Genomic DNA, 26,196 nt, shown 5'->3' with positions numbered 1-26,196 from the left:
CCGGGCGGCTCGGTCGGCCACGTGGCTGTCGGGTGGGAGCTGACAGCCCTGCTGCTCGGCTGTCCAGCTCGCGTCCCTACGGCAAAGCGGGGTCAAGAATGCCCGAGCCGGTGGGATACTCCTCCTGCTGGCGCCAGCGAGCCGCGGACGTTCCGGCCGCCCGCGCGACCACGATCCGCCCTTGGCCGGCGCTGCGGCGTACGCCCACCACGGCACGGGCCCGCCGCCGGCGGCGGCCTGCCTCGCGGACAGGAGGCCCGATGCACCAGCCGCAAGGCAGGCGTCCACCCCGCGCCGGGACCACGACTGGGCCCGCCGCGGCGGATCCCTTCGTCTGCAACGCCCGCGATCACGGCCTGACCGGCGACGGAACCACCAACGACCAGCCGGCACTCCAGCGGTTGGTCGACCACCTCGGCGCCGCCTACGCCCACGACGGTCAGCCGCGCACCATCTACTGCCCGTCCGGGGTGTACTCGATCAGGGACAAGGGCACCGTGTGGAGAAGCGGTGTCTCGCTGATCGGCGCGGGGGCTGCCGCCACCCGGTTCGTGCTGGCCAATCCGGGCGATCCGCGCTCCCCCACTCCGCTGGCCTACTTCACCGCCCGGGAACACGGCGCCAGCCGCGACAACCACATCGCCGACTGCACCTTCGCGTACTTCGAGATCGACGGCTCCGGGGTGCGGCTGCCCGAGTACGACGTGCTCGCCAAGGGACTGGGCATGCAGTACGTGTGGCGGGGCCGCTTCCACGACCTGTATATCCACGACACGGCGGCCACCGGCTTCGGCTGCGACTTCCTGCAGGACACGTTCGTCGACAGTCTGTTGATCGAGCACTGCGGCCGGCTGGAGAACGGCGAGTGGATGGGCGGCGCCGGCATCGGCATCGGCATCGGCGGCTGGGGGCCGGTGGAGCGGTGCACGGTCAGCGCGTGCACCACGATCCGCAACGGCACCAACGGCATCTTCTTCGAGCTGCAGGGCAGGGACTGGACCCCGCCTCGGGGGATCCGCGTCATCGGCTGCCACGCCGAGGGCAACCGGTTCGGCATCTCCGACTGGGGCGCCGACGGGCTCATCGTCTCCGGCTGCACCCTGATCGGCAACCACCAGGCCGGCTACGACGTGTCCTCGCTCGGCACCACGGGCGTCGCCGGGCGGGGCGGCATCGTGACCGGCTGCGTCATCGAGGACAACGTCTGGGACGGGGTCGCCATCGGCAACACCCCGGGCCCCTACACCGTCGAAGGCAACCGCATCAGCCGTAACGGCCGCTACGGCTACTGGCAGCACAACCTCGCCGGCGGACCCCAGGCGCCCGCCACCGACATGATCATCAAGGACAACGAGTTCTGGGACAACGCCCTCGATGGCATCCTCGCCGACTCCTCGCTGGCCGACGTCGCCATCGCCGGCAACCGCATCCGCAACAACGGCCGGCGCACCGCACCCGCCTCGTCCGGCAGTGGCGACACCGTCTCCTACACCGAACGGTCCCTCACCGACACGTCCGCGAACTGGGTGCCGGACGGCCACCGCGGCAAGTGGATCACCGCCGGTGGGCACCGGGTCATCGTCATGGGCAACACCGCGACCAAGCTGGTGCTCGCGCCGCGCCGCCCCGGCGCAATGACCGCCTGGCCGGACCGCACCCCACCGCCGGGGACCCCCTACGAGATACCCGGCGCCCCGCCCACCCGGGCCGGCATCACCGTGGCCGCCGCCACGTACCACCCCACCATCCACAACAACCGGGTCTGGGACAGCCAGCCCCACCGGACCCAGACCCACGGCCTCCAGATCACCACCGTCGGCACCTGCGAATCCGGGTGGGTCCACGACAACCACCTGGAAGGCAACGCCGTCGCGGCCGTGCGCTTCGACACCGCCCCGTCCGGCGGGTGCTGGTACCACAACATCGGCCTGGTTGACTGCCCCGCGCCCTGACCACAGCGTGGAAATTCCGCTGCCGGTGTGGCACCACGGTGGGTAGTTTGCCCAGATGACCGCTGTCCCGATGGCCACCTCGCACCTGCAGTTCCACACCGATCCCGGCGAGTTCCTCGCCGCGGCCGGTGACCACCTGGCCGCCGATCCGGTGATCAGTACGGTGGTGGCCAGCTTCGCGCACCGGCGGTCGGCGCAGCAGGCCGACGGGATCGCGCAGCCCGACCGCGACTGGTGGTTGGTGGTCAGAGACGAGTTCGGCGCCGTGGTCGGCGCCGGGATGCGCACGGCTCCGTTCGCGCCCTACCCGCCGTTCCTGCTGCCGATGCCCGACGAGGCGGCCGTGGCCTTGGCCCGCATGTTGCACGAGCGCGGGGAGGAGGTGCTCGCGATCAACGGGGCTCTTCCGGCCGTCGAACTGTGCGCCGCCGAGCTGACCCGGCTTGGTGGGGGGCGGGTGCAGGTCAGCCAACACACGCGGCTGCACGAGCTCGGCGAGCTGGTCTGGCCGGAGCCCGCGCCCGGCGGCCTGGTGGTCGCGACCGAGGACGACGTGGACCTGGTCACGGAGTGGTTCGGCGCGTTCATGGGCGATGCCGACGAACAGGCGGGCCGTCCGCGGGGGGCCAGCGCGCACGAGGTGCCCGAGCGTGCGGAGTTGCTGCGCCGGCTCCGGGCCGGGCGGATGTGGTTCTGGGTCGACGAGGAAGGGCAGCCGGTGCACCTGACGGGCGCCAACCCACCGTCGTTCGGGGTCGCGCGGGTGGGTCCGGTGTACACGCCCCCGGCGCAGCGTGGGCGCGGCTGGGCCAGCAACGCGGTCGCCGAGGTTTCCCGGCGGCTCCAGGCCGAGGGTGCGCGGGTGTGCCTGTTCACCGACCAGGCGAACCCGGCCTCGAACAAGGTCTACGCGAGGCTCGGCTACCGCCCGGTGGTCGACATGGCCAACCTCGTCATCGTGCGCTGACGCGGTACCGGCTCGGCGGTACGGTCGGGTGCCAGCCCGGCCTACCGCGACCGGCAGCCCGTCGTCACGGCGAGAGCGCCGGCCGTCAAGTTGGCGTTCCGGCTCGCACGTCCCAGCCCGGAACTTAGGCTGAACCTTGGCGCCTCGGTCGGCGCCAAGGAGATTCCCATGCTCTGGCCAGCCGGCGCATTGGCCGGCTTGCGTGTTGTGGCCACGCTCGACCGCCTCCGGTCGCAGGCAGGTCGGCGTCCGCCCGGACCGCGCCAGGTAGTCGGCGGAAAGAGGATTCCGATGGCGACAGCAACGATGGCGACAGAAGTACGCGCGTTCCGCGTTGACGTCCCAGCGGGGGATCTCGTCGATCTTCGCCGACGCCTGGCGACGACCCGGTGGCCCGATCCGGAGACGGTTCCGGATCAATCACAGGGCGTGCAGCTGAGCCACCTTCAGAAGCTCGCCCGGTACTGGGCGGCGGACCACGACTGGCGCAAGGTGGAGACGAGGCTCAACGCCCTGCCGCAGTGCATGACGAACATCGACGGCCTCGACATCCACTTCATCCACGTCCGCTCTCCCCATCCGAACGCCCTTCCGCTGATCATCACCCATGGCTGGCCCGGCTCGATCCTGGAGTTCCTGAAGGCCATCGGTCCGCTCACCGACCCGCCGGCTCATGGTGGCCGGGCGGAGGACGCCTTCGACGTCGTCATACCCTCGATGCCCGGACACGGCTTCTCGGAAAAACCGCAGGATACGGGCTGGGATCCCGACCGAATCGCGCGCGCCTGGGCCGAGCTGATGGGGCGCCTGGGATACGAACGCTATGTGCACCAGGGCGGCGACTGGGGAGCACTTGTCGCGCATGCGATGGCGCGCCAGGCGCCGCCAGGGCTTCTGGGCATCCATGTGAACATGCCGGCGACGGTGCCGGGCGACCTGGCGAAGGTAATCATGAGTGGCGATCCGGCCCCGGCCGGGCTGTCCGCTGACGAGAAGCGGGCCTTCGAGACGCTGAGCGGCTTCTTCCTGAAGAACGCCGCCTACGGGGTCATGATGCAAACCCGACCACAGACCGTGGGCTACGGAATCACGGATTCGCCCGTCGGCCTGGCAGCCTGGCTTCTTGACCACGGTGACGGTTATGGCCAGCCGGCCGGGGCGTTCCAGCGGGTGCTCGAAGGGAAACCCGCGGGCGACCTCACCCGGGACGATGTCCTCGACGACATCTCGCTCTACTGGCTGACGAACACCGCCGTCTCTTCCGCGCGGCTCTACTGGGAGAACAAGTACGACTACTTCAGCGCCGCGTCACAGCAGACAGCGGAGATCTCGCTCCCCGTGGGGGTGACCGTGTTTCCAGGCGAGATCTACCGTGCGCCGAGGAGTTGGGTGGAGCAGGCATACCGGCAGCTCAACTACTTCAACGAGGTCGACCGGGGCGGTCACTTCGCGGCATGGGAGCAGCCCCAGCTGTTCGCGGAGGAGCTTCGAGCGGCCTTCCGGTCGCTGCGATGACCGGGTGAGCCGACCGGCGACATCAGCGTCCACCGGACCGGAGACGGTCGGCTACGCCGGCTGGAAGGGCCACTCCTCGAACGATCGGCAGCGCCCGTCCTCGGCGAACCGCATGATCCACAGGTCGCGGTACTCCTGCTCGACCGGGTCGCCGTACCGGACCTCCACTCGGGCGACCGCGGTGTCGCCCTCGACCGCGACGATCTCGCTGGTCAGGTGGAACACCTCGGCGGGGCCGTCGCGCTCGACCTCCCACATCCGGGCTATCGCCGGCAGGCCGATGAGCGGTGCCCGGTAAGGCCCCTGCAGGTAGCTCGCCGCTTCGGTGAAGAGCGTGGCGAGCAGCTCGGTCCCCGGCGTGCGCCACGCCTGCTCGTAGGCCGCGAGCCAGCCCGTCACCTGCTTCCGATCCACAAGTACCCAGCTTGCCAGCTGACCGACGTCAGGTGGCGAGGTCCGCCCAAACCACGCACGAGGCTGTCGCCGTCCGCGGCCGTCACGGCCGGACCGGCCCTGCGGCGAGCGGTCAGGCCAGCAACTCGGCGAGCGCGTCGGCGAAAACCTCGTGGTGCCGGGCGACGTCCTCGACGGTGGTCTGCGGGCACATCAGCGCCATGTTGTGGAACGGGGTCAGCAGGACACCCCGGTTGCTCAGGTAGACGTGCAGGTAGTCCTCCAGGTCGGCGTCGGCGCACGCCGCTGACTCGGTGCCGGTGCGGGGAGCCGGCGCGGCGAAGCGGTACTCCACCCGCGCGCCGAGTTGGCTCACCGACCAGGGCAGCGCGTACCCCTCGATGATCTTGCGGATGCCCTCGGCGAAGACGGTCGCCATGTCGATCATGCCGGCGAAAGCGTCGTCGGTGAGTACCTCCTGCAGGGTGGCTCGGGTGGCCGCGATCGACACCGGGTTGCCGGCGAGGGTGCCCCCGACGCCGCCCATGTCCACCAGGTCGAGGTCCGCCCGGCCGGTCAACGCGGCGGCCAGCTCGGCGGACAGGCCGTACGCGCCGACCGGGACGCCGCCACCGATGGCCTTGCCGATCGTGACCACGTCCGGCGTCAGCCCCCAGGCCGCCGTCGCGCCGCCCGGCCCGGCGGAGAAGGTGTGCGTCTCGTCGTTGATGAGGTGGGTGCCGTGCTGCCGGGTGAGTGCGCGGACCCCGTCGAGGTAACCGGGCTCGGGCAGCACGATGCCGATGTTGGTCAGCGCCGGCTCCATCAGCACCGCGGCGACGTCGCCGTGGGCGAGTTCGCGGGCCAGGCCGTCGAGGTCGTTGAATTCGGCGACTCGGCTGGTCATGGTCACGTCGCAGGGGGCGCCGACGTTGCCCTCGCGGCTGCGCGGGCGCCCGTCCGGCCCGACCACGATCAGCGATTCGTCCACGGAACCGTGGTAGCAGTAGCTGTTGACCAGGATGCGGGGTCGGCCGGTGACGGCGCGCAGCAGCCGGATCGCCCACCGGTTGGCGTCGGTGGCGGTCAGGGTGAAGCTCCAGGCAGGCAGCCCGAAGCGTCGGCTCAGCTCCGCCCCGACCGTCGCCGCCTCCTCGGTGGGCAGCATGGTGCTCGCTCCGCCTAGCTCGGCCAGTCGACGGGTGACCGCGGCGACGACCGGGGCCGGGGAGTGTCCGGCCATCGCGCCGGTGTCGCCGAGGCAGAAGTCGACGTAGTCGTGTCCGTCGATGTCGGTGAGTCGGGCCCCGCGGGCCCGGTCCACGTACACCGGGAAGCCGGCGGCGTTCTTGTTCATCCACGTCATCGGCACCCTGCCGAACAGGTGCTCGGCCCGGGCGTACGCGGCGGCCGACCGGGGGTGCCGGTCGACGAACTCGGCCCGTTCCCGCTCAAGGAGCCGGTTGAGACGCGCGCGGTCAATCCCGTCAGCTACGAAATCCGTCGGCATCGGGCGATAGTACCAACGAAGTGCTCATCGAACCAGTAGCTGCGCGACCGATTCCCGCTTCTCACGCCGGCCAGCCCAACGGCCCCTTCCGTCCGCGGGATGAGCGGAGGACCGGCCCTCCACCCGGCATGATGGGAGGAGCCGCCAGGAACTGGAGGGATGAGGCATGAGGCTTGGCCTGCACTACTGGAACTTCTCCACGCCCGCCGACCCGGCGGAGATCGCCCCGGCCCTGGCGGAGACCGCGAGGATCGCGGAGCAGGCCGGCGTCTCGACATTCACGGTCATGGACCACTACTTCCAGATGGAGTTCACGACGGCGGCCGACGAGCCGATGGTCGAGGCCTACACAACCCTGGGCTACGTGGCCGCGAAGACGGAACGGATGACACTCGGCGTCCTCGTCACCGGGGTGATGTACCGCCACCCGGGCCTGCTCGCCAAGATCGTCACCACTCTGGACGTGCTCTCCGGCGGACGCGCCCAGCTCGGCATCGGTGCGTCCTGGTACGAACGCGAGCAGCGCGGTCTTGGCGTACCGGTCGTCCCGGTCGGCGAGCGCTTCGAACGGCTCGAGGAGACGTTGCAGATCTGCCGGCAGATGTGGAGCGCCGACAACGGCCCGTTCGACGGCAAGCACTATCAGCTGGCCGAGACGCTGTGCGTGCCGGCGCCGATCAGCCGGCCCCACCCACCGATCATGATCGGTGGGGGCGGCGAGAAGAAGACCCTGCGGCTCGTGGCCCGCTACGCCGACGCCTGCAACCTGTTCGGCGAGAGCGCCGCCCAGGTCGCGCACAAGCTCGACGTCCTGCGGCAACACTGCGCCGTGGAGGGCCGGGACTACGACAGCATCGAGAAGACCGTGCTGGTCATGCGGCCGCCCCTGGCCGATGTCGACGCGTTCGTGGCCGAGGTGGCCGAGTACGCCGCGCTCGGCGTGACGGAGGTGCAGACGATGCCCGACCGCCACCCGGTCGAGTTCGCGCAGCAGTTGGCCGAGCAGCAGGTCGCGACGCTGCTGGCCGAACTCCCCTGAGCCACCCCTGGCCGATCAGCGGCGAACCAACGCTGACGACCCATCCCCTCGCGTGGGCCCCCGGCGTCCGGGCCGATCGTCAACTATCCTTCCGGAGGTGCCGGCATCGCTGTCGCCCCGCCTCGCCTCGATCGTGAACGCCCTTCCCCTCCAGCCGCACTCCCGCGTCCTGGAGATCGGATGCGGGCCCGGGGCCGCCGCACGAGCCGTGGCAGCCCGGCTCACCACCGGCCACATCCTGGCCGTCGACCGATCCGCCCGCGCCGTCGCACAGGCGGAGGCCGGCGCGGCGCCCGAGATCGCGTCCGGCCGGATGAGTGTCCGCCAGGTCGCGGCCGAGGATTTCGTCCTGCAGGACGGCGAAGAACCGTTCGACATCGTGTTCGCCGTCCGCGTCGGCGCCCTCGACGGGCGGCATCCCCAGGCGGGTCAGCGGGTGTTGTCGCGGATCGCCCTGGCTACCAGGGCCGACGCCCGCCTCTTCGTCGACGGCGGCGACCCGCTTCGTGAGCTACCCATCCCGCGGTCGTGAGAGCTCCTGCCGGCGGTGCCGGTGGTGGCCGGGCGCGTCAGCGCGCCCGGCCACCAGGATCGAGGTCAGGTCAGCCCTGACCCCCGAGGTACATCGCGTTGAACAGCAGGCGGTAGGTGCCGTGCGACTGGGCGCGGTGCTGCGGCTTGAACCCGATCATCACCACCTGCCCGTCGCCCACCTTGGCCGTGACCACGGCCCCCTTCCCGCCGATGACGTCGTCACCGAGGAGGAAACCGCTCTTCAGCAGGTTCGTCTTCGGCCAGCTGGCGGCCACCGTGACGCCGGTGGCTCCCTGCTCGACCTCGAACGCGGGGCCGTTGGCGACGAACGCCGAGGCGGTCGAGGCGAACCCGGCGCCGACCGGGTCGGTCGAGTCGACGTTGAGGTTCAACACCGATCCCGGGATGTTGTACCGGGTGTCGGCCACCCCTTCGGTGACGTCCTTGACCGGCACCCCGAACGCCTTGATCGGCAGCTGGGCCGCCTTGTTCAGGGTCACCAGCGTGCCGCCCGCCTCGACGAACGCCTTGAGCTTGGCCACGCCCGCGTCGGTCATCCCGCCGGTGTACTCCGGCGGCAGCGATCCCGCCGCCCGGCCGTTGCGCATCGAGTTGTACGTGGCGTCGGGCAGCACGATCGTGTCGAACTTCGCCCGCAGGTCGCCGGCCCGAACCGCCGCGTTCGTCAGCTTCTCGTAGCGGAAGCCGAACTGGTCGAGGATCAGCCGGGTCCAACCCTCGTCGTAGTTGTTGAACCCGTCGTACAGGCCGATCCGTGGTGCGGCGAGAGCGGTCACCTTCGCCGGTTTCACATCCACCGCCGCGATGCTGAGCCCGAGCCGGGTGGCGAGCGACGTCACCCGCTCGTCCGTGCCTGCCGCGGGCGTGACCAGGAAGGTCCCGGCCGGCAGGGTGCCGGTTCGGGTGGCCACCTCGCCGCCGCTGCGGGAGACCTTCTCCCCCGCCGCGAGCAGCGAGTTGACCGCGACCGAGCTGTCGTTGACGCGGGGGTCGAGGGCGTACGCGTACTTCGGTGCGCCCGCCACCACCCCGGCCGGCACGGCCGGCCAGTCGACCTGGCGGGTGGTGGCCGGGACCGGCTGGTCGAGCTTGTCGACGGTGACGCCCATCTGGAACGACAGGGTGTAACCGGTGATGTCGTACGGCGGCTCCAGCGGGCCGCCGGGGTAGAGCCGACGGTCCGGGTACTTCTGCGCGTTGAGCAGGTCCAGGACCGCCGCCCGGTAGGGCTGGGCCTCCCGGACAAGGTAGCTGCCGGCCGGGTAGGTGCGGTTGCCCACGGTGAACGAGCTCACCGCCTGCTCGACCCGGATGTTGTTCCACCGCAGCTTGTCCACCAGCTTCGTGGCGGTCGGGAAGTCGGCCTGGTCGGCCGGGATCACGTAGGTCGTGCGGGCGCCGTCACGCGCGCCGTCCCGGGCCATCTGCGACGCCCCGTAGAGCAGGGACTCCCGGTCGTCGCTGGCCACGCGCAGCATCGCCCACGAGGCAGTCTTGATGTAGTCGCAGCTCTGCGAGAGGTGCCACTCACCGCCCTTCCAGGGGCTGGGGTAGAACACCGACGGCTCGCTGGTCGAGGTGCCGTCCGCGAAGGTCTTCGGGAACGTCGCGGGGTCGTACACCCGGGGCGTCGCCGAGGCGTGCGCCGTCTCGGTCAGGATGCCGATCTGGTTGTGGTAGTACGGCGCGGTCCGCGCGCCGCCGTTCCACCAGATGTCGTACGACTGGCGCGCCAGCGCGCCGCCCTTGTCCTCCCGTTCCAACCGCTGCCCCATCGCGTCGCCGACGAGGTTGACGCCGCGGACCACCTGGGGGTGGATGTTCGGGTTCAGCGGGTCCTCGTACGGCGGGATGCTGATCCGCGCCGGGAAGACCGCCGTCTGGTGCACGTTGTGCATGACCTGCGGGATCCACTCGTGGAACAGTTGACGCCCGACGTTCTGGGTCTCCTGCAGGTTGAACATGTACCAGTCACGGTTGTTGTCGTGCCCGGCGTACTTCTGGTAGAGCTCCGGATAGCCGGCGTCCTGGTAGGGACCGCCGAGGTTCTGGCGGTACCACTCGGCGACCTTGGTCCCGCCGTCCGGGTTGACGTTCGGCACCAGCAGGGTGATGACGTTGTCGCGGATCGCGCGCGCCTCGGGCGTCTCGCTGGTCACCAGGTCGTAGGCGAACTGCGGGGCGGTCTGGTGACCGGCCACCTCGGTGGAGTGGATGCCGAAGTCGACCCAGGCGATGGCCTTGCCGTTCTTCGCCAGGTCACGCGCCTCCGGTGCGGAGAGCGCGTCGCCCTGGGACAGCCGTACCGAGGTCTTCCGGTAGCGCTCGAGGTCCTTGTCCTTGAGGTTCTTCTCCGAGGAGACGATGGCCATCAGCTGCGGCCGGCCCTCGCTGGTCTTGCCGATCTCGACCAGCTTCATCCTGTCGCTGGCCTTGTCCAGCGCACGGTAGTAGTCGGCGATCTGCTCGTACGTGGCCAGCTTGTAGTCCGCACAGGGCACCCAGCCGATCACGGACTCCGGCTTCGGCACCCGGTCTCCTGCGGTGGCGACGGTTCCCGACGTCAGCACCGGCGTACCGATCAACGTCAGTACGCAGGCGAGTGGCACCGCAGTCCGAGACAGTCTTCGTTTCACCTGACACCCCTTCACAGCACATTGCACGACGGAAAAGGGACCGACAGGGGCGGCCGCGCCAGATCGGATGAGATCGATTCAACAGGCTTCGATCATTTTCAGGAACGCTCTCGGCGGCAATTGAGCAAATCTTGAGCCTTGCTGATGTTGCCGAACCCGACCCCGGACAGCCTGGTCCGGGGTGATTGGCCTCGCGTCCGCGGTCCGGCTCGTCGGCGGGTGAGGTATTGAACGAAGGCAGACGTTTCAATGGCATGGCAGAATTGCGGTCGAGGTTTCCACAACGACCGCACACATATTCGCCCCGCGACCCGTCGAAAATGACGGAGGGCGGGAACACTCTCCCGCCCTCCGTCTGGGCTACTGGGTGAGCTCGGCGACCTGCTCAGCCGTCAGCCGAAGCGCCTCCGCAGGAGCTTCAGCGCGCATCCTGGCCGCCGCGGGCGGGTCGGCGGGCCGCCGCAGATGCCAGTCCGTCGTCGCCTGGTAGGCGGCCACCACCGACAACAGCCGGTCCTCGGCGTACGGCAGTCCACCGAGGATGGTGCCGATCGGTACGCCCGCGGCGCTGAACCCGATCGGGAAGGCGATCTCCGGCAGACCCAGGATGTCGAAGGGCACCGGGTCGGTCTGCACCACCACGTCGCACACGTCGAACAGGTCGTTGAGCACCCGTTCCATCAGCAGCAGTTTGGCCCGCTGACCGGTGAGGAACTCGTTGCCACCCAGCAACGCTCCCTGCAGCCAACTGGTCACCGACACGCCGAAACCGCGCAGGTCTGCCCGCAGGTACGGCATGAACGGCTCGCTGCGCTCCGGCAGCCGAATGTTGTTGAAGGTACTGCCGGTCAGTTGGCTCCACCCGTCCGGCAGGGACACGTCCACCAGCGTCGCCCCGGGTATCTCGGCGAGCTGGGCCAGGTACGCCTGGCGGGCCGCCGCGGTGGCCGAGGTGCCGTTGGTGAAGCCGGGCAGCACACCGATCCTGGTGTTCCACCGCAACCTGACCCGGTTCCTCTGGTAGACCGGGGTGGCCGCGTCGATGAGATCGGGCACGTCGGGCAGTCCCTGGCTGCGCGGGTCCGCCGGGTCCTCGCCCGCCATCGCGGTCAGCATGATGGCGGCGTCCTTGGCATCGCGCGCCAGCGGGCCCGGATGGTCCCGGGTGTAGCTGAGCGGGATGACGCCGGTCGCCGAGACGCGGCCCATGGTCGGCTTGAGTCCGGTCAGGTTCTGGGCGTTGGAGGGTGCGGTGATCGAGCCACCGGTCTGGGTGCCGATGCCGGAGGTGGCCATCCGGCCGGCCACCGCAGTGGCGGTGCCGGTGGATGATCCGCCGGGGTCGGTGCTGCGGTTGGTCGGCGTCCAGGCGTTCACCGTGGTGATCACGCCGGCGGGGGTGGTGGCACGGGTGGTGGCCAGCGGACCCATCTGCGTCTTACCGAGAACGATCGCGCCGCCCGCCTTGAGCCGGGCCACCGCCGTCGCGTCGTACGGCGGCACGAAGTCCTTGAACAGGAAGGAGTTCGCGGTCGTCAGGACGCCTTCGGTGTAGTAGTTGTCCTTGATGGCCAGGGGGATGCCATGGAGCGCGCCGAGTCGTGGCGCGCGGACGGCAGCGCGTGCCGCCGCGGTGGCCGCTTCGGCGAGCACCAGGTTGAACGCCTGGTAGGTGCCGTCGTACGTGGAGATGCGCGCCAGGTACGCCTCGACCAGCTGTTCGGGGGTCAGCTTGTTGGCGCGGATGAGCCAGGCCGCCTCGGCGATGGTCAGCTCGGTCGGATCGGCGACCGCCTCCGGCCGGGGCCGGGTGTAGGCGTTGGGCTGGTCCAGGGCCCGGTTCCTGGTCGCCGCCGCGGGGTCCACGGACAGCGGGCCGGCCGCCAGCGCCAACGACGGCGAGGCGACGGTGGCGCCTGCCGCGGAGGCGATGGCCAGGGCGGCGGCGCGGGCCAGGAACACCCGGCGGTCGATCGAACGGTCGAGTGGTTCGGCAGTCATGCCTTCCGCCATTCTGTGCTGTTCGAGGGGTACAGAATCGGCACATGTTGCTGCGACAGCGCCCTCCCGACCTCGGGATCCGTGGCGTCGGGGGCGGGCAACTGGTACGCGGCCAGCGTCGCCACGGTGCCGCGCAGAAACGAGCGCAGCGAGGCGAGCACCGAATCCCGGCCCGGCGAGCCGGTCTCCGGGTCGGCGGCGCTTCCGGGCGGAAGTTGATCGAGATCGATACCGAGCGTGGCCAGCCGAGCTCGGATCAGGGTGTTCAGCTCAGCATCGGTGGGCGGAGTAGGGGCCATGGTGCTCCTCTGGTGATGCACGTCGCCGTGTTCCATCGAAGTGAGCCGAACCTAGGCTGGCCACACTGCCTGGAGGCACCTCAGGCATGGAAATTGAGGGACTCTTGAGTCTGCCCGTCCGACGTGGACGAAGGCCGCCACGGCGACGAGCCCCGGGGGTGACGAGTTGCCCGGGCAGTCAAGGGCACGACGTCGAGATGCTCTGGCCGCGCCGAGCGCTGGCCGCATCCATGCCACGACCACCACCGCCGCCGGCGTACCCCGAGCCGGCGGCACCCATCTGCGCGCAATTCCCGGCCGCGGCTCTCCCGCGAGCTACAACGAACGCGGCACGACGCCCCGCACATCTAGATGGGTCAATGCCAGAGGAAAGACGTCGCCACATTCGTTACATTTTCCTTCATCTGCCTACTTGATATTCAAGTGATGACCGTCAATGCTTCTGTGGCAGTACTTTGGGCTCCCGACCCGCTATCCGAAAGGTAGGGAACATGTCCACAAGACTGCTCCGCGGCCTGGCAGCTCTCGCGGTGGCGACCGCGGCTACGCTGGTCACGGCGGGGACCGCGGGCGCCGCCCCGGCCACCCTCAGCACGTCGAATAGCGCCGTCATCGGAAGCTACGCACAGCTCAGCCCGGAGGTGGCCCGTACCGCCACGGGCAACGGCCCCGACGCCCGGCAGCGGGCCCTGGCAGCGTACTGGACCCCGACCCGAATGAAGGCGGCCAAGCCGGACACCGAGATTCCCGCGGTGAAGGCGGCGCTCGCCGCGCGCGACAGCGCCGGGAACCGGGCGACCAGCACCACCCGCCCGCAGGGGCCGTCCGGCAGCGTGGCCCCGGCCTCGCCCGCCGTCGAACCGAAGGCCAGCGGATCCACCGTCACCTCGCCCGGCATGTCGACGCAGGCCTACTACCCCAACTACCCGGTCGGTCACCCGGTGGCCCGCACGTCCGGCAAGGTCTACTTCACCCTCAACGGCGGCAACTACGTCTGCTCGGCGACCATCGTGAACACCGAGGGCAAGTCCGAGGTGTGGACCGCCGGTCACTGCCTCACCGGCAACCGGGCGTGGGCGACCAACTGGACCTTCGTCCCGAACTACAACAACGGATCGGCCCCCTACGGCTACTGGTACGCCACCCAGTTGTGGACGACCACGGCCTGGTTCAACAACAACGGTGACTTCGCCAACGACGTCGGGTCGGCGGTGATGGCTCGCAGCAACGGCTGGCGGATCACCGACTACCTCGGCGGACAGGGAATCGCCTGGAACTACCCGATCGGCCAGTACGACTACGCCTTCGGCTACCCGGCCGCGTCCCCGTTCAACGGTGAGGTGCTCACCGCGGAGAACGGCCCGACCTACGACGGAGGCGGCGGCACCATCTACATGGTGAACTACATGACGGGTGGTTCATCCGGCGGGGGCTGGCTGATGTCGTTCGATGGCAACTGGGGTTACCTCAACGGGCACAACGACTTCAAGTACAACACCCTGCCGCAGTACATGTTCTCGCCGTACTACGGCAACCAGGTGGCCGACCTGTACAACACGGTCCGGAACATCTCCAGCTAGTGCGACCGAATGGCGCCGGGTCCGCCTCGGACCCGGCGCCATCCGTCATCCAGGTCGCTCGGATCCTGGCGCACCGCGCCGCCTGATCGACACACAGGCTCAGACTCCTGATCGACACAGGTTCAGACGGGGACTTCGGCGCTGAGGACGATGGTCTTCTCCTCCGGGAGGTGGAGGAACTCGGCCTGACTGGCGGCGTTGTGGGCGAGGCCGATGAACAGGCGTTTCCGCCAGATGGCCAGCCCGGGATGTGGAGTGCACCGCAAGGTGATCCTCGAGACGAAGTAGGAGACGTCGTCGAGGTCTATCCCGCTGGCGAGGGGGTGGGTGGCGGCGCGGCGCAGGACCTCGGGGAAGTCGGTGGGATCCTGGAAGCCGAACACGGCGGTGATGTGGATGATGCCGTCGTTCGGGTCGCCGAGGTCATCGAGGGTCAGCCGCTGATCCCATGGAATGTGCGGGACGTTCGCGGTACGGCCGGTAATGAGCACAATTCGCTCGTGCCGGACATGGTTGTGCGCGACGTTCGCGCGCAGTGCCAGCGGGGTGGTGTCCTTGTTCGGGTGGGGGAAGACCGCGGTGCCCGGCACCCGCGGGATGTCCGCGGCGTGCAGGGTGTCGATGAAGTCCGGCAGTGGTCCTTCCCGTTCGGTCCGTCGCGGGGTGACCAGCGCGGCTCCGCGCCGCCAGGTCACCAGGATCGTGAACAGGGCTACCGCGATGAGCAGCGTCAGCCAGCCACCGTGGCTGACCTTGGCCAGGTTCGCGGTGAAGAAGATCAGCTCGATGCTGCCGAAGACGACCCCGAACAGCACCACCCGCCGAGCGGACCAGCGCCACAGCGCCCGCGCGACGACCAGGACCAGGGTCGTGGTGATCAGGAAGGTGCCGGTGACCGCCACTCCGTAGGCCGCGGCGAGTTTCGTCGAGGAGCCGAACGCGAACACCACCACCAGGACCGCCGCGAACAGGCTCCAGTTCACTCCGGGCAGGTAGATCTGTCCGTACTCGCGCTGGGACGTCTGCCGGATGCGCAGGTGCGGCAGGAACCCCAGCCGCATGGCCTCCCGGGACACCGAGAAGGCCCCGGAGATCACCGCCTGGGACGCGATCACGGTGGCCACGGTGGCCAGGACGACCATCGGCAGCCGCGCCCATTCCGGCATCAGGAGGAAGAACGGATTGGCCCGGCTGTCCGGTGCTCGTAAGATCAGCGCGCCCTGACCCAGATAGTTGAGGGTCAGCGCGGGAAACACGATGGCGAACCAAACCCGGCGGATCGGGGCGCGCCCGAAGTGGCCCATGTCGGCGTAGAGCGCCTCGGCGCCGGTGATCGCCAGCACCACCGCGCCCATCGCGACGAACGCGATCATCGGGTGATCGACGACGAACAGAGCGGCATACGTCGGCGACAGGCCGCCCAGGATGCTCGGGCGACGGAACACCTCGGCCGCGCCGGCCACGCCCAGGCAAGCGAACCAGAGCAGCATGACCGGCCCGAAGATGTTCCCGACCCGTCCGGTGCCCCACCGCTGCCCGGCGAACAGCACGGTGAGGATCGCCGCCGACACCGGCAGCACGACCACCGCCAACTGCGGGGACGTGACCTCCAGCCCCTCCACTGCCGACAGCACCGAGATCGCCGGAGTGATCACACTGTCGCCGTAGAACAGGGCGGCGCCGAGCGCCCCGAGCGCCAGCACGCTGGCGGCGCGCCTTCCGTTGGCGTTGCGCAGCGCCTGTCGGGCGAGGGCGGCCAGGGCCATCACCCCGCCCTCGCCGTGGTTGTCGGCTCGCAAAATGAAGATCACATACTTGATCGACACGATCAGGGTGATCGACCAGAAGACCAGCGAGATCACGCCGAACACGTCGCGGGAGCCCGGGTCCAGGCCCCGGTCCAGCGTGAAGACGGTCTTCAGCGCGTACAGCGGGCTGGTGCCGATGTCGCCGTACACCACACCCAACGCGCCTAGCAGCAAGGTCGCCCCCGCCGCCTTTCCCGTCGCCGGGCCCGCCAGCGATGTCTGGGACGCCGTTCCACCGTCTTCCGTCGGCTCGGTGCCACCTACCGCAGGCTGCTCGTTGTTCGCTTGCTCCGACACCCCACAGGCATACCAACCCGCACGCCGCCGCCTACCAGGGAAACCGGAACTGCACGGACGTGATTTTCTTTCGCCCGCCGAACTCGGTGGGATGGACGCCAGTTCACCCGGCGACCAACTCCTCGACCTGCGCCGCCGGTTCGCGGTGGACCACCTGAGGCGTGGTGCGCCGGCCGGACCACAACACCCGGGCGACGATGCCCGGCCCGAAGAGCCCCGGCGGTGGCGTCATCAGGTTGGCCACGCTCAGGAAGCGCCGACCGACGACCGGGTGCCGCGCTGCGGCGGCATGCAGCCGGGTGACGTACCCGTTGAGGAAGCGGGTCCGGCGGCTGCGCGGTCCGACGACCGCCGGGTAGCGCAGGTCGGCGCCGACGGCCATGTCCCACGGCACGTCCACCACCTTCGCCGCTCCGGCGAAGAAACGGCGGGGCAGTTCCCGCCGGCCCTGCCGGAGACAGTCGCGCAGCACCAGCGCCTCCGCCGCGGCCACCGTCATGCCCTGCCCGTACGCGGGGTTGAAGCTGCAGATCGCGTCGGCGAACGCGATGAAGCCCTCCGGCAGGCGGGCGAGGCGCTCGTAGCGGCGGCGCACGCTGGTGGGCAGCCGCATCCGCTTCGGCGGGCCGAACGGCTCCGCCCGGCTCAGCAGCGCGTGCAGCTCCGGGGTGGGCAGCCGCCCGGCGAAGGCGAGGTAACCCTCGGGATCGATCGGCGGGGCCTGGTCCGGGCCGACGCCGAACAGCGTGACCATCCACCGGTCGCCCTCGGCCGAGATGGCCACCCCGCCGTACGGGACGGCCGGCGACGGGCTGCTGACGAAGGCGGCGAAGTTGGCCTCGCCCGGGGTGCGGCGGTAGTCGCGGGAGACGTACACCGTGTGGGGGTCCACCCGGTCCTCGACGGGCGGCTGGTAGCCGAGCTCGGCGAGCCAGGTGGGGCCGCGGTTGCCGCGGCCGGTCGCGTCCACGACCAGGTCGGCTGCGTGGCGCTCCTCCCGCCCACCTCGAGGCAGGATCCGGGCGCCGGTGACGCTGCCGCCGTCGGCGTCGACGAGCAGCCCCAACGCCTCGCACCTGTCCCGGATCTCCACGTTGGGCAGGGCACGGACCCGGTCCCGGACGTACGCCTCCAGGGCGCGCCGGCTGACGCAGAGTCCCTGCAGCCCGGAGGCGACCCGCGGGATCCGGTGGCCGTCGTTGATCCAGAGGCAGTCCCGCTGGATGTCGATGGCGACGGCCCCCTGGGCGGTCAGGTCGACGGTCAGACCGGGGAAGAGCTCCTCCAGGATCTGCCGGCCCCGGGCGAGCAGGCCGTGCGAATGCCCGCTCTGCGGCACACCCTTGCGGTCGGCGGCCTCCGCCGGCAACTCGTCCCGGTCGAAGACGGTCACCTTCGCGTACGACTCGCTCAGCACCCGCGCCGTGAGCAGACCGCCGATGCTGCCGCCGAGGACGACCGCCCGCCCGGTCTCATTGGTGGTGGACACGGTTGACTCCGTTTCAATCAAATGGATGTCTACAGTCAGCGGCACAGCGTCGCCGCAGGGAAAGCGAATTGGCGGACGGCTAGCTGACAGTGAATTTCCCGTCAGCAGCCCCACCTTTTCCGATCTGTCGACCGATCGATTTCCGGCGGACAAAATCGCTGCTCAGCCCGCAACGATGGACCTCGCGGCGGGCGTGGTGACCGACATCTCAGTCGTCTACCGGTCAGTAGTTGCCGGCTATCAGCTCACCGAAAGGAGGAGAGGGCGACCCGGCCGATCAGGCACCTCGAAAAGGCGTAAAGGCAACTGCCCGCGGAGACGAACGGTCAGCACCCCGTCAAATTGGCAGGACCTCTCGAACCGGCCGTCGAGCACCGTCGTCGTCAGGGTGACCATCGGCTGTCGCGACGGGTGTCCGGTTGCACGGCGTAGATGGTGCAGTGCAGCGGCAGCGACTGGGAACCGGGATAGTAGAGCCGTCCCGTCGCGTCGGTGATCTTGAAGTATGCCGTGCAGGCAGCCTCGACGTGCGGTGCGCGCAGCCGAACCCGGATCACCGCCTCGGCGCCAGGATCCACCTCGCCGAGTCGCACCCGGATCGGCGACTGGAGCCAGCCGGCCACCCCCGGTGCGCCCTGCCGGGTCAGCCACCGCCCGCGCCAGGGCACCGGGCCGACGTTGCGCACCGTCCAGGTCTTGTCGAACGCCTGGCCGACCGACAACACCGTGCCGTCCGGTGGATCCTCGGCCATGAGCAGGCAGCAGTCGGCCGGATCGTGGTCGACCGGCACACTGCCCCCGGCCACCGCCGGAAAGCAGGCGACGCCGCCCAACTGGCGTAGCCGGGCGTCCCGCAGCGACGTCTCCCGGCCGACCCGGACCGCCGCCTCCAGATCCAGGAACTGGCCGAGCAGGGCCTGCCCCGCCCCGAACGTCGCGTCGTACCACTCCACCAGGCCACGGCTGGGCTTGGTCAGCCCTCGCTCCACCCGGGACAGGTGTCCCTTTCCCCACCCGGACAGGTCCGCAGCCCGGGTCAGGGACGTCTCCGCCGACTCACGCAGCTCCCGCATCCGCGCCCCGATCACCTCACGCGCCTGCGCCGCCCGCATGTGCGTCACGCCCTCCCCGACCGTTGCCTACCTCGCCAACCGGCGACCCGTCCCCGATCCTCGGCAGACAGGCCCGTTATATAGGAATCAATGGATCTGGGGGAAGGGCATGACACTGCTGGAGAGGCCGAGAAGACGTACCACCCGTTGGCTCGCCCGCACCGTCCTGGCACTGGTCGTCACCACCGCCACCACGCTTGGCCTGGCCGCGCCGGCGCTCGCCGCCACCGGCACTGTCCAGGCATCCGGCGGCCTCTACGTCCGCTCCGGTCCGGGCACCGGCTACTCGGTCGTCGGCAGCGTGGCCAACGGCGCCACGGTAAACATCACCTGCCAGACGACCGGCGAGTGGATCAACGGCAACTGGGGCGCCACGAACATCTGGGACCGGCTGGACAACGGCGGGTACGTCTCCGACGGCTTCGTCTACACCGGCAGCAACGGCCAGGTCGCGCCAAGTTGTACCAGCAGTCGGGCTGACAACGCGGTCGCCTGGTACGAAGCCCGGTTCGGGTCGACCGCGTACGAGGGCTACTGCGAGATGGCAGCCGAGAACGCGTACGGCCGGACCGGCATCTACGCCTCCGCGATGGCGGACTGGAACGACGCCGTGGCTCGCGGCACCGCCCACCGGGGCGACCTGAACGCGCCCCGCGGCGCCCTGGTCTTCTGGAACATCAGCGCCCCGTACGGGCACGTCGGCATCTCCCGTGGTGACGGCAGCTTCGTGGCGACCAGCGTGAACGGGCGGATCGGCTCCGCCCGGCTGCCCTACTACGCCAACTACCTCGGCTGGAGCTGGCCGAACTTCTGACCTGGTGGACGGGCGGCGGGCCGAACCGCCGCCCGTCCCGTCGCCGTCCCACCAGATCCCTGGGGAACGGCGGCCTGTTCTGCCTCGCCGACGCCTCGAGGTAGCGGCGCCGGGCCGGTAGCCGACCCGCGCTCGACCAGCGACGGACGGGTGCGGCGCGCCCCAGCGCGGACGCCGCGTCCAGCCAACGGAGCTCGTGTCCCCGTCGGCGCGTCCCGCACTGCAGGGATCGTCCACCTGGGCAACCTGCTTGCCCAGCCCGGCGGCCCTGGGTTAGCCTTCCGACGGGCCCGGATGCCGGCGCGCAGCGCCACCCGGAGTCTGATCTCCGCACTTTCCCGCCGGCGCACCGCCCGCCACACCGCGGACGCCTCGGCCCGAACTTCTGAGCCGCAGCCGATCCGGGAGCCCCAGCGATTCGTCGCTGTGCATAACGCCCGCTAGTGGCGAAGCAGGCGGGCAGCGCCCGCATCTCGCGGATCAGGCGGCTGACCGCGGGCCGGCGAGGTGGCGACCAGGTGTGGCCGGAGCCCCGCTCCCGCCAGCGTCCGCCGGTGCGCTCCCCGCTCGCACAGCATCCATTTCCGCTCCCGGCTGCTCACCCTCACCAACCGCCGGGACCGTCGCGCCGTCCTTGGCACCGGCACGCCCGGAACCCGGCGTTTCAGCCCGTCGCCGCCAGTCTCCGGCGGGCGACCGGACCCACCACACCGAAAGGCACCCGATGAACACCGTGTCAACCTCACCGGTCCCGGTAAGCGGCATCCTCGACACCGTCGACGACCACGCCCTGCTCCGGGTCGACGGCTACCTGCCCTCCGCCGCCGACGCGTACGTCACGGCCGCCCAACTGCGCCGCTACGGCCTACGTCGCGGGGACCTGATCACCGGCGCGGCCGCCACCGCACCACACCGGGGCCGACATGCCCCGTTGGTCCGGCTGGACACCATCAACGGGATGGAGCCGGACGAGGCGAAGCGCCGGCCGGAGTTCTACAAGCTCACTTCGCTGTACCCGCAGGAGCGGCTGCGGCTGGAGACCGAGCCGCACATCCTGACGACCCGGGTGATCGACCTGGTGATGCCGATCGGCAAGGGTCAGCGGGCGTTGATCGTCTCGCCGCCGAAGGCCGGTAAGACGATGGTGCTGCAGGCGATCGCGAATGCGATCACCCGCAACAACCCGGAGTGCCACCTGATGGTGGTGCTGGTCGACGAGCGGCCGGAAGAGGTCACCGACATGCAGCGGTCGGTGAAGGGCGAGGTCATCGCGGCCACGTTCGACCGTCCGCCGCAGGACCACACCACGGTGGCGGAGCTGGCGATCGAGCGGGCGAAGCGCCTGGTCGAGCTGGGGCACGACGTGGTCGTGCTGCTCGACTCACTGACCCGGCTGGGCCGCGCCTACAACCTCTCCGTGCGCTCGGCCGGCCGTACGCTCTCGGGTGGAGTCGACGTCGCCGCGCTCAACCCGCCGAAAAGGCTGCTCGCCGCTGCCCGCAAGGCCGAAGAAGGCGGCTCGCTGACCATGCTCGCGTCCGCGCTGGTGGAGACCGGCTCCGCCGCCGACACGCTCATCTACGAGGAGTTCAAGAGCACCGGCAACGCCGAGCTGCGGTTGGATCGGACGCTCGCCGACCGGCGTACGTATCCGGCCGTCGACGTCCGCGCCTCCGGTACCCGACGCGACGAGTTGCTGCTGGGCGACGGCGAGCGGCACGTGCTGCGCGGCCTGCGGTCCGCGCTGTCCCAACTGGATCGCCAGCCGGCCCTCGACCAACTGCTTCATCAACTGGCCGCTACTCCTGACAACCTGGCCTTCCTCGGCCGGCTGGGCACCGTCGTTCGTGGCTAGAGCTCAGCAGCCCGAGTGGTGGCGGGCGTGGCCGTCGCCTCGGCGCTTCGCTGCCGAGGCGACGGACGGGCAGGCCGGTCTAGCAGCGTGGCACGTTGGGGATGAAGCCGTTGTACCCGGTGAGCACGTACGCGTCGGCGATGTACCGGTTGGTGCCGATGCGGTTCCAGATGTTGCTCGTGCCGTAGGTGCCGGTCACGGTGGTGCCGGTGGTCTGGCAGTAGATGCTGACACTCGCGCCGTTGGCGACGGAGCCGACGATGGCGTAGCTGGTCCCGGGTCCGGAGCGGACGTTGAGGGTCCCGCCCCCGCCGGTGTTCACCGTGCCGGTGCCGATGCCGGTCACGCCGTTCACCAGCTGCATGTAGTACGTCCAGTTCCAGTTCGGGCCGGGATCGGTGTGCGTCGCGCCGGGCACCTCGATGTGGCCGATGATGTGCGCCCGGTCCTTCGGGATGCCGTACTTGTTCGCCACGTTGCGGGTCAGCGCCGCCGAGGCGCGGTACATGGCGTCCGTGAACCAGCTGGGGTCGTCGACGTAACCCTCGTGCTCGATGCCGATGGACTGGGTGTTGTAGGTCCAGTTGCCGGCGTGCCAGGCGATGTCCTTCTCCCGGACCGACTGGGTGACGGCCCCGTCGGAGGACCGGAACGTGTAGTGCGCGCTCACCTTGGCCGACGGGTTCTGGAACCAGCTGATCGACCCGGCGTAGGAGCCCTGGGTGACGTGGATGACCACGTAGTTGATCCGGTAGTCGGAGGGGCGGTTCGCCACGGTGTAGTTGCCGGAGTAGGCGGGCGCCCAGGCGGCGGGCCCGTAGTCGGTGCTCATGGTGCCGACGCCGCCCGTGCCGAGGGCCGGCACCCGGGCCAGTTCGCCCCGCTGCGGCACGACCCGCCGGCCGGTGACCGTCACCGTGCCCTCCCTGGTGGGCGTGAATCCGGCGGCGAGCAGGTCGTAGACGGTGTCCGCGTAGAGCCGGGCGACTGCCGGGTCGGTCGCGCCGCCGTACCGGGCGACGGAGCCGTACCACCGGCCGATGTCCTTGCGGTCGGCGGCGGTCAGGCCGGCGCGGTCGGCGTACGACCGCAGCACGGCGGCGGCGCCGGTGATGTTCGCGGCCGGGTCGGTGCGCAGTGCCGCGCGTTCGAGTCCCGTCAGCGTGGCTGCTTCGTCGAGGGTGTGCACGGACGGGTTGGTGGTGAGGTGCATCGGGCCGTAGCCACCCGACGCGCTCGGGGTGCCGCCATGCCCGTCCAGCCGGGTCTCGGCGTAGCCGAGCGCGACGAGCAGATCCCGTGGCACGTCGTAGCGGGCGGCGGCGGTGGCGAAGGCGGCGCTCAGCGGGCTGGCCGCGGCGCCGCCCGGTGCGGCGAAGGCGGGCCCGGCGGCCAGGACGGGCGGGGCGGACAGACCGAGGGTCAGGATCAGCATGGTGCCGACCAGGCGATTCGGTCGGCGCAGCGGGAACCGAAGGCGCACAGTAGCTCCTTTCCGGATGACCGGACGTTTCCGGCCGGGAAAGCCGGGTGGCCGCACCGTACACTGTGACGGTCGTCGATGTATAGTTCTTGCGATCATGTCGATCATCCCGGCGAAAACTTCCATCAGGCCCGGTTGTACCTCGACGCGAGGGACAACCCACCGGCCGCCCGACGGGTAGGTTGCCGTTGGCGAGGCGTTCCACGGCCTGCCAGGACGGCTTGTGGCCAACGGTTCAACAGGCGGGAGGATGTCGTGCCGGCACAGCGCGCGGTGTTGGTCATCCCGGGCAGCGGTGGCTGCTGGCACCTGCCCCACCAGCTGTTCGCGGCCGATGCGGCGCGGCTTCGTGGTGCGCAGCTGCAGCACGTGTCGTGGCGCGGCGAGGTGCCGACCGCGCCGGAGGCGCGGGGACCATGGGCGGCCGAACAGATAGCAGCGGCGCTGCGTGGACTACCGAGACCGTTGATCATCGCCAGCTCGCTGGGCACCGTTGCCGCCGGTCTCGCCGCCGACCAAGGACTGCCCGCGATCTGGATCACGCCGTTGCTGCACCGCCCGGAGGTCGTCGAGGGCCTTCGCCGGGCCAGCGCACCCTGCCTGCTGATCGGCGGCACGGCCGACAGCAGTTGGCGTCCGGGTCTCGCCCGCGAACTGTCCCCGCACGTGTTCGAAGCAGACGGTGCGGATCACGGGCTGCGCGTACCGGGACCACTTGCGCGGTCGGCAGCGGTGCTGGGCGAGCTGGCCACGGCGGTGGAGGGCTTCCTCGACCGGGTTCTCTGGCCCGACGAGCGGCGGTAGCCGCGGCATCGCTCCCGCGCTCAACCGACAGCGGCTGCCCCGCCGGTCGGTCCGTCCTGGACCGGGCCGGCAGGAGCACTCACCGGGTCAGTCTCGCCGAGACCCAGTTGGCCGCCTGCTCGACCGCCCGCCGAGACTCGTCGGTGTGGTCCAGCATGTCGAACGCGTGGTGCCCGTTCGGTACGTCGATCACCTCCACCGGCACGCCGGTGTCGGCCGCCGCCTTGAGGAACACCGCGACCGTCCCGGCCACCGCGTCCGCCTCCAGGCCGACCCGGGTGAGCAGCAGCGGCGGTACGGGCGTACCCGGCTCGGTGATCGCGGCGGACGGCTCGAATCGCGGGTCGACGCCCCAGCCCGGCATCGGCGCGAGGACCGGGTACGTCAGCGCGACGGTCCGCAACCACGCGGGCCGCTCGCGGAGCCAGTCCGTGCTCAGCAGACCCCCGCCGGAGAAGAACCAGAGGGCGATGCGTTCGGGGTCGACGCGCGGGTCGGCACGTATCCGCTCCACGGCCGAGGCGACGTCGAGGACAGCGGTAGCGCAATCAGTGGCCGGGCCCTGCGCGGTGGCAACCACCCGCATCCGGTGCTCCACGGTGACCGCGACCAGGCCGAGCGAGGCGAGCAGGTTGCCGTAGCCGCGATAGACGGGCCAGTCGCGCGGTGTCGCATGAAGCTCGGGCGGGAGCGGGCCGCCATGGACGAGGATCACGGCGGGCTGCGGCTCGCCGCTCTCCGGTAGGTACCAGTCGAGGTTCGACTCGCGCTCGTGTCGACAATCGGCCGGGCTCAGCACGAAGGGGCGAAGGTAACCGGGCACCTCTTCCATGATCAGAGTCTGGCACATAGGGGCCGGTGGACGCTGTCCCCATTGGGCGAGCGGCCGGCCAGGAGCACCTCGGCCTGGCAGTTCCCCACTGCGGTCAGTCGCGGGACCTGGGGCCGGTCAGCGGGCGGCGGTGCGCAGCAGTTCCGCCACTCGCCGGTGTGGGAGCCCGGGTACGAAATGCCCGTCGCGGCCGGTCATGTCGGTGCCCGCGACGAGGGCGTTGACGACGGCTTCCTCGACCGCCTGGACACCCGCCTCGTAGAACGGATCCAGGTGTCCCCACGGGACGAAGGCGAGCTGCTCGAGCCGTTCCGTCGACGGGCCGGGGTAGCGGCTGACGAGCGCGCCGGGGTTCGCGGTGGAGAAGGCCAGGAACAGATCCCCGGAGAAGTGCGAGCCGCTGGTGCCGGTACGGGCCAGGCCCAGCGGGACCCGCCGGGCGAGGGCGGTGCACTGACCGGGCAGCAGCGGCGCGTCGGTGGCGACGACGACGATCACGGAGCCCGCTCCCGGCGGCGGGGCGCCGCCCGGCATGGGCACCTCGCCGCCGAGCAGCCGCCCGACGGGCACGCCGGCGAGCGTCAGCTCGGGACGTGCGCCGAAGTTCGCCTGCACGAGCACGCCGACGGTGTACGTGACGCCGGCGAAGCGGACGATCCGTGAGGCGGTGCCGGTGCCGCCCTTGAAGTCGTAGCACGTCATTCCGGTGCCGCCGCCGACCGATCCCTCCGGTACGGGGCCGCCGGTGGCGGCATCGAGTGCCGCGACGACGGTCGCCGGCCTGACGTGGTCGCCGTTGATGTCGTTGAGGCGACCGTCGAAGGTCTCGGCGACCACGGGCAGCAGCCAGGCGTCGGTGTCGGGACGCTCGCGCAGCATCCAGTCGATCGCGCCCCGGTGGCCGGCGCCGACCGCATGCGTGTTGGTCAGGATGACGGGCGTGGCCAGGATGCCGCTCTCGGCGATCCACGCGGTGCCGGTCATCTCTCCGTTGCCGTTGAGGACGTGCACGCCGGCGGCGCACCCGTCCCGGACGCCGGAGCGCCCGCGGGGCAGGATGGCGGTCACGCCGGTGCGTACGGGTCCGTGCCCGACCCGCAGCGGCCCGTCACCGGAGATGAGGGTCCGCATCCCCACCTCGACGCCGGGCACGTCGGTGATGGCGCCGAACGGCCCGCTCGTGCCCTGACGGGGGAACCCGATCGCCCCGGCTCGCGCTCCCGCCCTCCGCTGCCCGGCCTGCTGCTCCACGCGG

At 70.4% G+C, this 26,196-nt stretch carries 19 protein-coding genes and 1 pseudogene; 9 read left to right on the top strand and 11 right to left on the bottom strand.

The window, feature by feature from the left end; translation table 11 throughout:
• Nucleotides 1-260 precede the first annotated feature (260 nt).
• The 3 genes from ACGF4F_RS04005 (at nt 261) to ACGF4F_RS03995 (ending at nt 4,434) form a co-directional block, all read left to right on the top strand.
• Complete coding sequence (locus ACGF4F_RS04005) at nt 261-1,952, top strand: right-handed parallel beta-helix repeat-containing protein (protein ID WP_357436277.1); 1,692 nt, start codon at nt 261-263, stop codon at nt 1,950-1,952.
• A gap of 55 nt (nt 1,953-2,007) precedes the next feature.
• Nucleotides 2,008-2,919 carry a GNAT family N-acetyltransferase gene (locus ACGF4F_RS04000; RefSeq protein ID WP_357436276.1) on the top strand — a complete coding sequence of 304 codons (912 nt, stop codon included), beginning with the start codon at nt 2,008-2,010 and terminating at the stop codon, nt 2,917-2,919.
• Between the two features lie 168 nt (nt 2,920-3,087).
• Nucleotides 3,088-4,434 carry an epoxide hydrolase family protein gene (locus ACGF4F_RS03995; RefSeq protein WP_393074615.1) on the top strand — a complete coding sequence of 449 codons (1,347 nt, stop codon included), beginning with the start codon at nt 3,088-3,090 and terminating at the stop codon, nt 4,432-4,434.
• Nucleotides 4,435-4,485: 51 nt separating this feature from the next.
• Here ACGF4F_RS03995 and ACGF4F_RS03990 read toward each other — a convergent pair whose 3' ends face one another.
• Both ACGF4F_RS03990 and ACGF4F_RS03985 read right to left on the bottom strand, forming a co-directional pair.
• A complete protein-coding gene (locus ACGF4F_RS03990) occupies nt 4,486-4,848 on the bottom strand; it encodes a nuclear transport factor 2 family protein (protein WP_357436272.1) in 363 nt (120 codons plus the stop codon).
• A 112-nt stretch (nt 4,849-4,960) separates the two neighbouring features.
• The gene (locus ACGF4F_RS03985) at nt 4,961-6,337 is read right to left on the bottom strand and encodes a transaminase (protein ID WP_393074612.1); all 1,377 of its coding nucleotides are present in this window, start codon (nt 6,335-6,337) and stop codon (nt 4,961-4,963) included.
• Between the two features lie 166 nt (nt 6,338-6,503).
• On the opposite strand from ACGF4F_RS03985, the gene ACGF4F_RS03980 reads away from it, so the two are divergent.
• A complete protein-coding gene (locus ACGF4F_RS03980; protein ID WP_357436270.1) occupies nt 6,504-7,376 on the top strand; it encodes an LLM class F420-dependent oxidoreductase in 873 nt (290 codons plus the stop codon).
• Between the two features lie 97 nt (nt 7,377-7,473).
• Nucleotides 7,474-7,908 (top strand): methyltransferase domain-containing protein, encoded by a 435-nt coding sequence (locus ACGF4F_RS03975; protein WP_357436268.1) that lies wholly within the window; start codon nt 7,474-7,476, stop codon nt 7,906-7,908.
• 70 nt (nt 7,909-7,978) lie between these two features.
• Here ACGF4F_RS03975 and ACGF4F_RS03970 read toward each other — a convergent pair whose 3' ends face one another.
• From ACGF4F_RS03970 to ACGF4F_RS03960, 3 genes are all read right to left on the bottom strand, one after another.
• Nucleotides 7,979-10,462 (bottom strand): M14 metallopeptidase family protein, encoded by a 2,484-nt coding sequence (locus ACGF4F_RS03970; protein WP_357436267.1) that lies wholly within the window; start codon nt 10,460-10,462, stop codon nt 7,979-7,981.
• A 465-nt stretch (nt 10,463-10,927) separates the two neighbouring features.
• Nucleotides 10,928-12,568, bottom strand: a complete 1,641-nt coding sequence (locus ACGF4F_RS03965; protein ID WP_393074608.1) for an amidase — start codon at nt 12,566-12,568, stop codon at nt 10,928-10,930.
• The gene (locus tag ACGF4F_RS03960; protein ID WP_393074605.1) at nt 12,565-12,903 is read right to left on the bottom strand and encodes a hypothetical protein; all 339 of its coding nucleotides are present in this window, start codon (nt 12,901-12,903) and stop codon (nt 12,565-12,567) included. Before ACGF4F_RS03960 ends, ACGF4F_RS03965 begins: the two co-directional genes overlap by 4 nt.
• Before the next feature lie 455 nt (nt 12,904-13,358).
• Between ACGF4F_RS03960 and ACGF4F_RS03955 the strand changes: the two genes are divergently transcribed.
• Nucleotides 13,359-14,447: a trypsin-like serine peptidase gene (locus ACGF4F_RS03955; protein WP_393074602.1), complete on the top strand. Its 1,089-nt coding sequence runs from the start codon at nt 13,359-13,361 to the stop codon at nt 14,445-14,447.
• Between the two features lie 122 nt (nt 14,448-14,569).
• Here the strand turns inward: ACGF4F_RS03955 and ACGF4F_RS03950 are convergent, their stop codons facing one another.
• The 3 genes from ACGF4F_RS03950 to ACGF4F_RS03940 form a co-directional block, all read right to left on the bottom strand.
• A complete protein-coding gene (locus ACGF4F_RS03950) occupies nt 14,570-16,429 on the bottom strand; it encodes a potassium transporter Kup (RefSeq protein ID WP_357436260.1) in 1,860 nt (619 codons plus the stop codon).
• A 226-nt stretch (nt 16,430-16,655) separates the two neighbouring features.
• Complete coding sequence (locus ACGF4F_RS03945; RefSeq protein ID WP_393074599.1) at nt 16,656-18,041, bottom strand: FAD-dependent oxidoreductase; 1,386 nt, start codon at nt 18,039-18,041, stop codon at nt 16,656-16,658.
• Nucleotides 18,042-18,424: 383 nt separating this feature from the next.
• Entirely contained in the window at nt 18,425-19,153 is a 729-nt protein-coding gene (locus tag ACGF4F_RS03940; protein WP_357436492.1) for an NBR1-Ig-like domain-containing protein, read from the bottom strand.
• 109 nt (nt 19,154-19,262) lie between these two features.
• Here ACGF4F_RS03940 and ACGF4F_RS03935 point away from each other — a divergent pair, with 109 nt between their 5' ends.
• Both ACGF4F_RS03935 and rho read left to right on the top strand, forming a co-directional pair.
• Entirely contained in the window at nt 19,263-19,967 is a 705-nt protein-coding gene (locus ACGF4F_RS03935) for an SH3 domain-containing protein (RefSeq protein WP_357436257.1), read from the top strand.
• A gap of 670 nt (nt 19,968-20,637) precedes the next feature.
• A pseudogene (rho, locus tag ACGF4F_RS03930) lies at nt 20,638-21,822 on the top strand (transcription termination factor Rho); the annotation flags it as partial.
• 79 nt (nt 21,823-21,901) lie between these two features.
• Here rho and ACGF4F_RS03925 read toward each other — a convergent pair.
• Nucleotides 21,902-23,305, bottom strand: coding sequence for an N-acetylmuramoyl-L-alanine amidase (locus tag ACGF4F_RS03925; RefSeq protein WP_357436255.1), 1,404 nt, complete (start codon nt 23,303-23,305; stop codon nt 21,902-21,904).
• A 255-nt stretch (nt 23,306-23,560) separates the two neighbouring features.
• Here ACGF4F_RS03925 and ACGF4F_RS03920 point away from each other — a divergent pair, with 255 nt between their 5' ends.
• A complete protein-coding gene (locus ACGF4F_RS03920; protein WP_357436254.1) occupies nt 23,561-24,109 on the top strand; it encodes an alpha/beta hydrolase in 549 nt (182 codons plus the stop codon).
• A 79-nt stretch (nt 24,110-24,188) separates the two neighbouring features.
• Here ACGF4F_RS03920 and ACGF4F_RS03915 read toward each other — a convergent pair whose 3' ends face one another.
• Nucleotides 24,189-24,941, bottom strand: coding sequence for an alpha/beta hydrolase (locus ACGF4F_RS03915; protein ID WP_393074594.1), 753 nt, complete (start codon nt 24,939-24,941; stop codon nt 24,189-24,191).
• Between the two features lie 117 nt (nt 24,942-25,058).
• Entirely contained in the window at nt 25,059-26,192 is a 1,134-nt protein-coding gene (locus ACGF4F_RS03910) for a P1 family peptidase (RefSeq protein WP_357436250.1), read from the bottom strand.
• Nucleotides 26,193-26,196: the final 4 nt, after the last annotated feature.

The sequence above is a fragment of the Micromonospora sp. NPDC047740 genome (genome assembly GCF_043204735.1).
Taxonomy (GTDB): Bacteria; Actinomycetota; Actinomycetes; order Mycobacteriales; family Micromonosporaceae; genus Micromonospora.
Note: the sequence above shows the minus strand (reverse complement) of the source record. Positions and strands in the feature narration are given on the sequence as shown.